14 protein-coding genes and 1 pseudogene are annotated in these 11,677 nt (G+C 66.8%); 10 read left to right on the top strand and 5 right to left on the bottom strand.

Translation table 11 applies throughout. The features are described from left to right. The first annotated feature begins 8 nt into the window (after positions 1–8). Positions 9–215 carry a YbdD/YjiX family protein gene (locus tag F3J14_RS12425; RefSeq protein ID WP_006480280.1) on the top strand — a complete coding sequence of 69 codons (207 nt, stop codon included), beginning with the start codon at positions 9–11 and terminating at the stop codon, positions 213–215. Between the two features lie 211 nt (positions 216–426). After that, positions 427–1,047, top strand: coding sequence for a hemolysin III family protein (locus F3J14_RS12420; RefSeq protein ID WP_006761278.1), 621 nt, complete (start codon positions 427–429; stop codon positions 1,045–1,047). Positions 1,048–1,080: 33 nt separating this feature from the next. On the opposite strand, the gene F3J14_RS12415 is transcribed toward F3J14_RS12420, so the two are convergent. Both F3J14_RS12415 and F3J14_RS12410 read right to left on the bottom strand, forming a co-directional pair. Continuing rightward, complete coding sequence (locus F3J14_RS12415) at positions 1,081–1,512, bottom strand: nuclear transport factor 2 family protein (protein ID WP_166723236.1); 432 nt, start codon at positions 1,510–1,512, stop codon at positions 1,081–1,083. Positions 1,513–1,613: 101 nt separating this feature from the next. Continuing rightward, a complete protein-coding gene (locus tag F3J14_RS12410) occupies positions 1,614–1,967 on the bottom strand; it encodes a DOPA 4,5-dioxygenase family protein (RefSeq protein WP_166723235.1) in 354 nt (117 codons plus the stop codon). A gap of 494 nt (positions 1,968–2,461) precedes the next feature. Between F3J14_RS12410 and F3J14_RS12405 the strand changes: the two genes are divergently transcribed. From F3J14_RS12405 to F3J14_RS12390, 4 genes are all read left to right on the top strand, one after another. After that, positions 2,462–2,839 carry a hypothetical protein gene (locus F3J14_RS12405; protein ID WP_166723234.1) on the top strand — a complete coding sequence of 126 codons (378 nt, stop codon included), beginning with the start codon at positions 2,462–2,464 and terminating at the stop codon, positions 2,837–2,839. 14 nt (positions 2,840–2,853) lie between these two features. Further along, on the top strand, positions 2,854–3,066 hold the full coding sequence (locus tag F3J14_RS12400; protein WP_166723233.1) for a hypothetical protein: 213 nt from the start codon (positions 2,854–2,856) through the stop codon (positions 3,064–3,066). Further along, a complete protein-coding gene (locus F3J14_RS12395) occupies positions 3,063–3,542 on the top strand; it encodes a hypothetical protein (protein ID WP_166723232.1) in 480 nt (159 codons plus the stop codon). The genes F3J14_RS12400 and F3J14_RS12395 overlap by 4 nt, the downstream gene beginning before the upstream one ends. A gap of 181 nt (positions 3,543–3,723) precedes the next feature. Next, positions 3,724–3,984, top strand: a complete 261-nt coding sequence (locus F3J14_RS12390; RefSeq protein WP_166723231.1) for a hypothetical protein — start codon at positions 3,724–3,726, stop codon at positions 3,982–3,984. A 152-nt stretch (positions 3,985–4,136) separates the two neighbouring features. On the opposite strand, the gene hpnH is transcribed toward F3J14_RS12390, so the two are convergent. Next, positions 4,137–5,297, bottom strand: coding sequence for an adenosyl-hopene transferase HpnH (hpnH, locus tag F3J14_RS12385; protein WP_166723230.1), 1,161 nt, complete (start codon positions 5,295–5,297; stop codon positions 4,137–4,139). Between the two features lie 12 nt (positions 5,298–5,309). Beyond that, complete coding sequence (ispH, locus tag F3J14_RS12380; RefSeq protein ID WP_166723229.1) at positions 5,310–6,251, bottom strand: 4-hydroxy-3-methylbut-2-enyl diphosphate reductase; 942 nt, start codon at positions 6,249–6,251, stop codon at positions 5,310–5,312. 489 nt (positions 6,252–6,740) lie between these two features. Between ispH and F3J14_RS12375 the strand changes: the two are divergent. The 3 genes and pseudogenes from F3J14_RS12375 to F3J14_RS12365 all read left to right on the top strand — a co-directional run. Next, a pseudogene (locus tag F3J14_RS12375) lies at positions 6,741–7,223 on the top strand (dihydroorotate dehydrogenase electron transfer subunit); the annotation flags it as partial. Beyond that, complete coding sequence (locus F3J14_RS12370) at positions 7,216–8,193, top strand: dihydroorotate dehydrogenase (RefSeq protein ID WP_166723228.1); 978 nt, start codon at positions 7,216–7,218, stop codon at positions 8,191–8,193. The pseudogene F3J14_RS12375 and the gene F3J14_RS12370, both read left to right, overlap by 8 nt. Further along, positions 8,193–9,509 (top strand): Zn-dependent hydrolase, encoded by a 1,317-nt coding sequence (locus F3J14_RS12365; protein WP_166723227.1) that lies wholly within the window; start codon positions 8,193–8,195, stop codon positions 9,507–9,509. The genes F3J14_RS12370 and F3J14_RS12365 overlap by 1 nt, the downstream gene beginning before the upstream one ends. Before the next feature lie 57 nt (positions 9,510–9,566). Here F3J14_RS12365 and F3J14_RS12360 read toward each other — a convergent pair whose 3' ends face one another. Then, positions 9,567–10,127, bottom strand: coding sequence for a DNA-binding protein (locus F3J14_RS12360; RefSeq protein WP_166723226.1), 561 nt, complete (start codon positions 10,125–10,127; stop codon positions 9,567–9,569). A gap of 273 nt (positions 10,128–10,400) precedes the next feature. Between F3J14_RS12360 and F3J14_RS12355 the strand changes: the two genes are divergently transcribed. Next, positions 10,401–11,627 carry an aromatic ring-hydroxylating dioxygenase subunit alpha gene (locus F3J14_RS12355; protein ID WP_011660790.1) on the top strand — a complete coding sequence of 409 codons (1,227 nt, stop codon included), beginning with the start codon at positions 10,401–10,403 and terminating at the stop codon, positions 11,625–11,627. Positions 11,628–11,677 lie beyond the last annotated feature (50 nt).

Genomic DNA, 11,677 nt, shown 5'->3' with positions numbered 1-11,677 from the left:
AGGCCGCGATGTTCAGCGATCTCGGCAGCGACCTGCGCAGCGCGGGGCGTTACCTCGGGCAGGCGTTGCGGCTGATGGTCGGCCTGCCCGACTACGACACCTACGTCGCGCACATGCGCGAAACCCATCCGGACCGCGAGCCGATGACGTACGAGGAATTCTTCCGCGAGCGTCAGAATGCGCGGTACGGGTCGGGGGCGGGGAAGTGTTGCTGAACCGGGCCGGTGAAGCCGCCCGGTAGGGCGGTCCGGTGCCGGACCAGGAAGCGCCGCGAAGGCATTCGCGGCGCTTTTTTCTTTGGGGCCGGGCGGCGCGCGCGGCGCGGCCGTCGCCGCGGCGTTTGACCGGCTTCAGCATGGCTCGCTCGCCGCGCCGGTATCATAGAGTTTTTGCTTTTTCCGATGAATCCGCGCAGGAGAATCCGTCGTGCATGTCGGTGAGCGTTTCAACAGCATTTCCCATCTCGTCGGCGCGGTGTTGTCGGTGGCAGGGCTGGTCGCGCTGGTGACGATGGGCGCGCTCGATCGCGATCCCTACAAGATCGTGAGCTTCAGCGTGTACGGCGCGATGCTGATCCTGCTCTATGCAATTTCGACGCTGTACCACAGCGTGCGCAACCCGCGGCTCAAGGCGATCCTGCAGAAGTGCGACCATTCGGCCATTTATCTGCTGATCGCGGGCAGCTACACGCCCTTCGCGCTCGTCACGCTGCGCGGCCCGTGGGGCTGGTCGCTGTTCGGTGTGAGCTGGGGGCTCGCCGCATTCGGGATCGCGCAGGAGCTCACGCTCGGACGGCGCACGCGCATCGTGTCGATGGTGCTGTACGTGCTGATGGGCTGGCTCGCGCTCGTCGCGATCCGCCCGCTGATCCATGCGTTGCCGCCGGTGGGTACCGCATGGCTCGTGGCCGGCGGCGTCATCTACAGCGCGGGCATCTACTTCTTCATCAACGACGAGCGCATCCGCCACGGGCACGGTATCTGGCACCTTTTCGTGCTGGCCGGCAGCCTGTGCCAGTTCGTCAGTGTCGCGATGTACGTTGCGTGAGCGTGAGCGTGAGCGTGGACGGCACGGTGCGCGTCATTCGCGTCCGGCCGCTTGTGCTGCGCCGCGCAGCGCCATGAACCCCACCCATCCCCAGTAGACGCGGTGATGCGCGATCAGCCCGTCGCGCAGATCCATCACCTCGACGAGATCGATCTGATCGCCTTCCGGCGTTTCGCGCGGATATTCCCATATGAGTTGCCGCCCGTTCGAGAAGAACAGGCCCGTGCGGTGCCAGCGTCCGAGCTTGTTGCCTGGATTGCGCAGGCCCGCCGCGAAGAACGCGCCGATCGCGGCCTTGCCGTGCAGCACGCCCGTGCCCTGATCGGGCAGCGTGACGACGATCAGCGGCGTTTCGAGGATCGCGTCGTCCGCGTACAGCGACATCAGCGCATCGAGGTCGCGTGCGACGACGGCGGCGTGCCAGTCTCGATGGATGCGTTGCGCATCGGTGTCGGCGTGTGTCATGACGGGTTCCGGCAAGCGTGGATAACGGCACCACTGTATTGATGCAACGCCGCCGGACGTTTCAGCGCGAACCGAAACGTGGATGTCGCGCAAGCCGCCCGTCAGCCCCCCAGCGCGCCGAGATTCAGTTCATGCGACTGGCCGATCCACACCGCGCTGTCGCGGTGGTCGCGCAGTTCGTCGTTCGTGTTCGGATGCAGGAAGATGTCGAGCGCGCCGTGATTCAGCACGAGCCACGGCACGATGGTGTCGAACCGCGCGGCGTCGAACGCGATCTGGTACGACCACGCCGGATGCGGGCCGACGAGGCGTTCGTGAAAGCGGCCGAGCTCGATGATCGCGCCGAACCGTTCTTCGACGACGAGGCGAAACGCCCAGGCCGCGTCGCGACTCGCGGCGTCGAAGTAGACGTGTGCGTGCCAACTGTCGATGGTGGTGGTGTCGATGGCGGACATGGCGGACTCGAGTGAAGAATAGGGAGGGCATGAGAGCCGTGGCATACGGCTAATGCTCAATTATCGCGCTTACTCGTCGGACACGTCTTGTCTCGGAGCGGTAAATCGGCGCGGAGGATTTGTCGCGCGTCAGGGAAACCGGGTCGTTCGACGAGACTTTTTCTCGCTTTCGTCCCCGCATCCTGCATCGCGCCGAAAGCCTTGTCGGGCCGGCCTTCGGTCGAAATCTCGACGGCAATATGTCATTTCGAAAACTGCAAAGGCGATTCACGTGCCGCTTCGAATCGTCTGCGAAAACGCGATCAGGTAGTTGAATGAAATAAAGAAATTCCGGTCAGGCGGTAGTGGCGAAATGCGCGGATCGCGCACCGGCTGCCGGTGCCGAAAATATCAATTGCGGAATCGGCTATTCAAGCGCACGGCCCCGCGACATACGATGATTGCACCGCATCGATCATCAAGATCGATGCGGAAGCAACCATCTGGAGGCCATGATGCGATCCCTTGTTTCCCTTGCCGTCCTGTCCGGCGCGCTTGTCGTGCTGCCCGCCACGAGCTTCGCGCAGTCCGTCGACACCGAGTGGCAGTCGAACGCCGCACCGTTGAACTGGAAGGCGGCACGCGCCGAGACCGACGTGCAGTTGATGCAGATGACGCGCGCCGGCTATCGTGCGACGACAGCCGGCAACCAGAACTATCCGCTCGCGATGCAGCGTGCGCTCGAGCGCGTGCGCAACCCGTTGCCCGACCGCTCGCAGGAAGAGAAGGCGGCGATGCAACAGCGTGCCGCGCGCGACGCGCAGAGCGGCCATCCGGTGAAGGCGTTCTTCGTGAAGACCGCGTACTACCTGAAGGGCGAGAACACGTTCTGATGCGGGAGACGAGCATGGCATGCGCGAACCGACTCCCCGCTGCGTTGCGCGCGTCGCTGATTCGCCGGCTGCCTGAGGCGTGCGCGACGCGGCGGCGGGACGACGTGTACGGCGCGCGGCGCCGCGCGAGCGGCAATCGCGACGCGAGCCGCGGTGGCGTCGCGTGCCGCACCGGGTGGCCGGCATTCGATGCGGACGACGTCGCCGCAAGCGAGGACGAATCATGAAGGCCGTCCGGAAAGGCCGTCGCCGCCCGCCGTTGACGCGCGAGTGGCTGCTGCCGCTGCCGCCCGCGCATGTGCGCGACATCTCGCTGAAATGCCACATGGCGCTCGTCGCGCTGCGCGGCGAGCACGGCAGCGAAACGTTGCTGATGCGGCTGCGTACGAGCGTCTATCTGGTGTTCCTCGCGCTCGACGATGCGGTATCCGCCGATGCGAGCATCGACCTCTGCGTCGAGGCGGAGCGCGTGCTCGACGCGAGCGTGGCGCGCGCCGCGCAAAGCGGCGCATGGACGCTGCACGACGACGAATGCGCGGTGCTCGAGCGCGTGCTCGCCGCGAACGACGCGTGCGTCGCGACGCTCACGCGACATCGGCTCGCCGAGCTATGGAATCACGTCTGCACGTTTGCGTCGGCCGAACAGCCGGCACTGGTCGCGCAGGCGGCGGCGAAGATGCGGGAGCCGGCCGTTCTGCATTGAGCGGCGGCCACGCGACCGACGCCCGGGCCGTGTTTCGTACGAGTCCCATTCACGGGGGCTGACGCTCGCCGTCTAATGTCACGACAGGAGCCGAACGGGTTCGGTCGATGACGATCCATCCTCGCGTTTGCGACGATCGTGCGTGTCGGCGCGAACGCATTCGTTTCGGTCAGGAGGAGCGATGGCGCTATACAGGATCGGCGGCTACTTCACGTGCGGAATCGGCCGCGCATTCCGCGAGAACCTGCCGCCGGGCAGCGAAGTGAAGATCGCGGGCATCTATCGGTGCACCGTGTGCGGCGACGAGATTGGCATTGCGAAGTGGCAGACGCTGCCGTCCGAGGAGACTCATCGGCACGATCTCGATCCGCCGTCCGACCCGCTGCTCGATCCCGGCCCGACCGCATGGCAGCTGATCGCGGCGGCGGAGTCGAGACACTAGGCGAGCGGTGTGCGCATTCTGATGCGTGCGCGGATGCGCGGCGGTCCCCTTGACGAGGCCCGACAAAACAAAAGCGCCACGGAGCGAACTCCGTGGCGCTTCCTTGCCGCCTGCCGGCGCGGAGGCGTCAGCCCCCGCGCAGCGACACGCGCTTAAGCCGCCGTTGCCGGCTTCGCCGGCTTCTGCAGCTTGCCCTTGCCGGCGCGCTGGATTTCGTCGAGCTTGATCTCGACGTGGCGCGAGAACACGTACTCGGCCGGACGCTGCTTCGCGATCGAGATGTCCGGTGCGAACGGGCCGTCGGTCTTGATGCCCTTCTTGCTCACGCGCAGCGCCTTCAGCGGATGCGAGATCGTATCCATCACGGCCGTGGCTTCGAAGCCGCAGTGGACCATGCAGTCCGCGCACTTCTCGTAGTTGCCGACGCCGTAGTTGTCCCAGTTCGTGTCTTCCATCAGTTCCTTGAAGGTCTTCACGTAACCTTCGCCGACCAGATAGCACGGCTTCTGCCAGCCGAACACGGTGCGTGCGGGGTTGCCCCACGGCGTGCACTTGTACGTCTGGTTGCCGGCCAGGAAGTCGAGGAACAGCGACGACTGGCTGAACGACCAGCGCTTGCCGCCTTCGCCGCGCTTCAGGATCTCGCGGAACAGGTTCTTCGTCTTGTCGCGGTTCAGGAAGTGCTGCTGATCCGGCGCGCGCTCGTATGCGTAGCCCGGCGACACGGTGATGCCGTCGACGCCGATCGGCCCCAGCGTGTCGAAGAACTTCGCGACGCGCTCGGGGATCGCATCGTTGAACAGCGTGCAGTTGATGTTCACGCGGAAGCCGCGGCGCTTCGCTTCCTTGATGGCCGCGACCGCCTTGTCGTACACGCCTTCCTGCGACACGGAATGGTCGTGCATCTCCTTGTCGCCGTCGAGGTGGACCGACCAGACGAAGTACGGATTCGGCTCGTAGTCGTCCATCTTCTTTTCCATCAGGAGCGCGTTCGTGCACAGGTACACGAATTTCTTGCGCTTCATGATGCCCTTGACGATTTCCGGCATCTCCTTGTGGAGCAGCGGCTCGCCGCCGGCGATCGACACGATGGGCGCGCCGCACTCGTCGACGGCTTCCAGGCATTCCTCGATGGACAGGCGCTGGTTCAGGATCGGGTCCGGATAGTCGATCTTGCCGCAGCCGTTGCACGCGAGGTTGCAGCGGAACAGCGGCTCGAGCATCAGCGCGAGCGGATAGCGTTTGTTGCCGGACAGGTGTTGACGCATGATGTATGCGCCGACGCGGACTTGCTGGAGCAGCGGAATAGACAAGAGTTGTCCTCCTTAAACTTCGCGGGCGACAGCTTGCGTAAGCTTCGCCGGCAACTTGAATTCGACTTTTTCTTCACGGCCCGCCATCGTCGTGACATCGACGGGCCCCAGCGCGCGCAGCGCGCCGATTACATCCTCAACCATTTCCTCGGGTGCCGACGCGCCGGCGGTCAGGCCGACCGTCTGCACGCCCGCGAACCATTCGGGCTTCACTTCCGAGCCGTCGGCGACGAGATAGCTTGGCACGCCGCTTTCGGTGCCGATCTCGCGCAGGCGGTTCGAGTTCGAGCTGTTCGTCGCACCGACGACCAGCAGCACGTCGACCTGGCGGCTCAGTTCGCGCACGGCGGCCTGGCGGTTCTGCGTCGCGTAGCAGATGTCGCGCGTGTCCGGGCCGACGATGTCGGTGAACCGGCGCTGCAGCGCTTCGATGATGCCGCGCGTGTCGTCGACCGACAATGTAGTCTGCGTGACGTACGCGACCGGCGTATCGACCGGTAGCGTCAGCGTATCGACTTCTGCCTCGCTCTGCACGAGGATCACCTCGGCCGGAATCTGGCCGATCGTGCCTTCGACTTCCGGATGGCCCGCGTGGCCGATCAGGATCAGCCGGCGGCCCGCCGCGACGTACTGGCGGCCCTGCACGTGCACTTTCGTGACGAGCGGGCAGGTGGCGTCCAGCACGTCGAGCCCGCGCGTTTCGGCGTCGCGTTCGACCGTCTGGGCGACACCGTGTGCGCTGAAGATCGCCACGGCGCCGTGCGGCACCTCGTCGAGCTCCTCAACGAATCGTGCCCCTTTATTACGCAGATTTTCGACGACATGCCGGTTATGCACGATCTCATGACGCACATAGACCGGCGCGCCGTGCTGTTGCAGCGCGCGATCGACGATCTCGATTGCGCGGACAACCCCCGCACAGAAGCCGCGGGGCTGGGCAAGGATGACTCGCATATATGAGCGAACTCCGACGACAGACGCCGGGGTTCGAGGAGCTGGCACGGCTCGCTCGCCCCGGCTTGATGTTATGAAGGCAGGAACGAACCGGCCAGGCCAGGCCCCGGAACCCCGAATTAATCGCGCATTTTAACCCTATCGGGCCGTCCGTGCTCTGGTGCTGTATCCATCGTGTTGCATCCGCACCAGAGCCGCGTCGGCGCTGGCGCGCGCGGAACCCGGTAAACTGCGCGGTTTCGCGGGTAGCCGGTCCGGCTGCCCGGCGTCGCGCTCATTTCAAGGCCATTCGATGACCGTCGATTCTTACGCGTATTGCCCTGCCGCCCCTGCGGTCACGGGCTCTTTTACTCCGACCCTCAATATGCTCGACCGATCGTGCGCCGCGGGCGGCCGGGCCGTTCGTGCCGGTGTCCGGCAGGAGGCTTGCCGATGATGCTGGCGATTACCTTCCTGGTGTCCGGCCTGTCGCTGCTGATCTGGATCGTGCTGCTCGTCGCGCGCGGCGTCGGTCTCGCGACGATGGCGCCGCTCGTGCAGCGCGCGGCGCGGGCGGGCATTGCGCTGACGGTCGTGATGTCGGCGCGCACGCCGGACGACCTGATGACCGCGGAATTCCTGCGCGGCGCGCCGGCCGACGTGCATGCGGTGTTCGACAGCGACGGCTCGTCGGCGGTCGCGAACGTGGACGCGTTGCTGCGCGCCGGGATCGCACGCGATCGGCCGGACGCGGTCTACACGTGCGGCTCGCAACGGTTGCTCGCGCTGCTGCAGCGCGTGCTCGCCGGCCATCCGTCGATGCGCGGCGAGGTCGCGCTCGAGCAGCGGATGGCATGCGGGATGGGCGTCTGCCTGTCGTGCGTGCGGATGTTCGACGACGGCGCGACCCGCGCATTCCGGCGCGTGTGCCGCGAGGGCCCGGTGTTCGCGATTCGCGACGTGGTGACGGAGGTGGAGGTGGAAGTTGGCTGACCTGAGCGTACGCGTGGGCGAACTGCGCCTGCGCAATCCCGTGATGCCGGCATCCGGCTGTTTCGCGATCGAGTATCGCGATGCGCTCGACCTGACCGGGCTCGGCGCGCTCGTGATCAAGAGCGTGTCGCCCGTCAGCCGCCCGGGCAACCCGACGCCGCGTGTCGCCGACGCGGGTGACGGCATGCTGAATTCGATCGGCATTCCGAGCCGCGGCATCGACGACTATCTCGAACACGTGCTGCCCGCGTACACGGGCCACGGCACGCCGGTCGTCGCGTCGGTGTCCGCCGATACGGCGGACGCGTTCGCGCGCGCGTGCGAGGCGCTGTCGCGGCCGGACGTCGCGGCGATCGAGGCGAACATCTCGTGCCCTAATCTCGAGGCGGACGGCATGGCGTTCGGGATGGACGCGGGCATGACCCGGCAGGTCGTCGACGCGATCCGCACGCGCACCGGGCATCCGCTGTGGGTGAAGCTGACGCCGAACGCGGGCAACATCGCGAAGATCGCGCAAGCGGCGCAGGACGCGGGCGCCGATGCGATCGTGATGGGCAACACGGTGCTCGGCATGTCGATCGACGTGCGCACGCGCCGGCCGTCGCTCGGCAACGTGATGGGCGGCCTGTCCGGGCCGTCGATCAAGCCGATCGCGCTGCGGCTCGTCCACCAGTGCTACCGCGCCGTGTCGATTCCGGTGATCGGCTGCGGCGGCATCCGGAGCGCCGCCGACGCCATCGAGTTCCTGCTCGCCGGCGCGAGCGCGGTGCAGGTGGGCACTGCGTCGTTCCGCGATCCGGGCGTGATGCGCACGATCATCGATGGGCTCGAGCAGTTTTGCGCGGACGAGGGCATCGGCGCGATCGCGTCGCTGACCGGGCAGGTCAGGCTCGACGCGGAGCTGAGCGAGCGCTGGCGGCGCTTTTGCGCGGCGCCGGCGCGCGCGGGCGGCACGACGGCGGGGGCGTGATGAACGCGCATACCGACAGGCCGGACGCGCCGGCGGACATCGAAGTGCACGACGCGGCGGCGCTGCCGCTTGCCGAACTGACGGCGCTCGCCGAGCAGTGGTTCGACGAGATCCGCGTGCTGTCGGCCGACGGCGTGGGCGTCACGCGCGAGAGCTACGGCGACAGCGAAACGGCGGCCGCGCAGCGGCTGGCGGCGCACGCCGAACGCGAGGGCATCGCGGTGCGCGCCGACCGCGCGGCCAACCTGATCTTCAGCCTGCCCGACGCGGACCCGCATGCGCGTGCGATCTGGGTCGGCTCGCACCTCGACTCGGTGCCGCATGGCGGCAACTACGACGGGCTCGCGGGCATCGTCGCGGGGCTGCTGTGCCTCGTCGCGCAACGGCGCAGCGGCCCCGCGTCGCCGCACCCGTTGAACGTGATCGCGCTGCGCGGCGAAGAGAGCGCCTGGTTCGGCAAGGCCTACATGGGATCGAGCGCGCTGTTCGGCCGGCTGACGCCGGACGATCTCGCGATGAAGCATCGCAGCACCGGCCGCCCGCTGGCCGACTGCATGGCGGCGGCGGGCGTCGACATCGACGCGGTGCGGGCGCGCAAGCCGCTGTTCGACGTGCGGCGCGCGCATGCGTATCTGGAGCTCCACATCGAGCAGGGGCCCGTGATGGTCGCGCGCGGGCTGCCGGTCGCGGTCGTGTCCGGCATTCGCGGCAACGTGCGGCACAACTCCATCAGCTGCATCGGCGAGGCCGGCCACTCCGGCGCGGTGCCGCGCGACCTGCGGCACGACGCGATCTTCGCGGTCGCCGAGCTGATCACGCGGCTCGACGAGCACTGGCGCCGGCTGCTCGAACGAAACATCGATCTCGTCGTGACAACCGGCATCGTGTCGACCGACCAGGACGAGCATTCGATTTCGCGGATTCCCGGCCAGGTGCATTTCAGCTTCGAGGCGCGCAGCGAGAGCACGGAGACGCTCGACGTCTTCCATGAGCTGCTGATCGCCGAATGCAATTCGATCGCGCGCGAGCGTGGCGTGCGATTCGATTTCGACCGGCGGTTGGCGAGCGCGCCGGCGCGGATGGATGCCACCCTGCGCGCCGCGCTTGCCGACGCGTGCACGCGGCTCGACGTGCCGTATGCGACGCTGCCGAGCGGCGCGGGCCACGACGCGGCGCTGTTCGCGAACGCGGGCGTGCCAAGCGGGATGCTGTTCGTGCGCAACGATCACGGGTCGCACAACCCGCACGAGGCGATGTCGATCGATGATTTCATGCTGGGCGTGCGCGTGCTCGCCGACACGATTGCGCGGCTGTGACCGGCGACACGGGAAGCGATGGCGGCCGACGCGCTGTGGATCCGGAAGGCGTCCGGTTCACGCCGACGGAACGTGTGCGCCCGCGCCGCCTTCCGCGCGGTTCACCTGCGCGAGCACGAATGCGTAGACGTCATCGAGCGCCGACACGATGCGCGTGCCGGCCGCGACGCCATCGAACGCGCTCGCGGGCCCGGTGCAGATCAACGGCTTCGCGAAGCGCGTCGCGAGGCGGATCTCGTCGAGCGTGCCCTTGCTCCCCGGCAGCGCGACGATGACGTCGCTCGTCAGCACGTTCACGTAGTTGCGGCTCAATGCGTCGTCCGGCGCATCCGCTTCCTTGCGCGGCAGTGGCGTGACGATAGGCAGGTCGATGAACGGATTCGGATAGCCGGCGATCGGCACGAAGCCGAACAGCGGGTGCGCTTCGCTCGGCACGATGCCGATCGAGCGGCCGCGGCGCCCCGGCGTCGTCGCGTAGGCGCGCGCGATCGACAGCATCACGCCGCGGCCGGCGCCGGTCAGCAGGTCGAATCCTTGCGCGGCGATCCACGTTCCGAGCGGCGTCGCCAACTCCGGCCATTCGTTCTTGCCCGAGCCCATCACGCCAATGATCGCCATCTTGTCCTCCTGGTTGGCCGACGCGCGGCGCGTCGATTTCAGCGAGCGCGCGTGCCGTTGTCTTTTTAATTATACACATCGGCCGATTTCTGGCGATGGGACGGCGATGACAGGCTGAAAATTGTGGATTTTCCCGCCTTGCATTTTTCCTTCACTTTATTTAGTCTAAAAAAATAGATTTATCGACGGGCGTATCGCGACTCGAGGGTTCGCCGGTACGCAGACGTCTCCGGGGCGATACAGCCCGCTACAACCTGAGAGAGAGGTGTATTCATGCTTGACCACGCCACCAACGAATTGCTGACCCGCGTGGGGCCCGGCACGCCGTGCGGCGAGTTGCTGCGTCGCTACTGGCATCCGGTCGGTTATTCGTCGGAGCTGGCCGAAGCCGGCCAGACGAAACGCGTGCGGATTCTCGGCGAGGATCTGGTGCTCGCGCGCACCGGCAACGGCGGCGTGCTGCTCGTGCAGGAGCGTTGCCCGCATCGCGGTGCATCGCTGCTGTACGGCTTCGTCGAGGAAGCCACGATCCGCTGCGCGTATCACGGCTGGCAGTACAACGCGGCCGGCGAATGCGTGGAGCGGCCGTTCGAATCGGCGAAGGCGAGCCGCGTCTGCAAGAAGCTGATCGACAGCTATGCGACGCACGAATGCGGCGGGCTGATCTTCGCATACATGGGGCCGGCGGAGCAGAAGCCCGCGTTTCCGAACTGGGACATCCTCGTGCGCAACGACGGCGTCCGCCATTTCGAGGTGCAGGACGATCTCGCGTGCAACTGGTTCCAGGTGCAGGAAAACGCTGTCGACGTCACGCACACCTTCTATACGCACTCGAAATACTTCGAGCACCTCGGCATGCGCGACGCGTCCGGGTTCGGCAAGCCGTTCAAGCGGTTCGGCTTCCAGCGCTTCGACTGGGGCATCGTGAAGAGCTGGGAATACGAAGGCGAGGGCCGTGGCTGGGGCAACCTGATGGTGTTCCCGAACATGCTGCGGATCATGACCGAGATGCACTGGCGCGTGCCGGTCGACGATACGACGACGCGGATCGTCTGGGTGTCGTTCACGCCGAACGCGGACGGCGCGCAGCCGCCCGCGGATGAGGCGCCGAAGATCGTCCGGCAGCCGGCGCGCACAGACGCGGCGGGCCGCTACCTGATGGACACGTTCATGAGCCAGGATGCGATGGCGGTCGAGACGCAGGGCCCGATCTTCGATCGTTCGCGCGAGAACCTCGGCGCGTCCGATCGCGGGATCGTGATGTTCCGCCAGATGCTGCAGGAGCAGATCGACGCGGTCGCGCGCGGCGAGCGGCCGGTCGCGAACGTGTACGGCGGCGCGCCGGACGTGACCGACCTGCGCGCATGGATGGGCGGCTATCTGCCGATGAGCTGCGCGCCGGACCCGACGTTCCGCCAGCAGCGCGAATTCGGCGACATCTTCGACGAGTCGCACGTCGAATACGAGATCCCGGCGAACTCGCCGGTGATGCGCGCTTGAGCGGCCGTGCGCTCGGCGGGCCGGGCCGCGGCGCCGGCATGCTGACGGGA

This window comes from Burkholderia sp. Tr-862, from assembly GCF_011753085.1.
Lineage (GTDB): Bacteria > Pseudomonadota > Gammaproteobacteria > Burkholderiales > Burkholderiaceae > Burkholderia > Burkholderia ambifaria.
The sequence above is the reverse complement of the archived record's forward strand: the minus strand, read 5'-3'. Positions and strand labels throughout refer to the sequence as shown.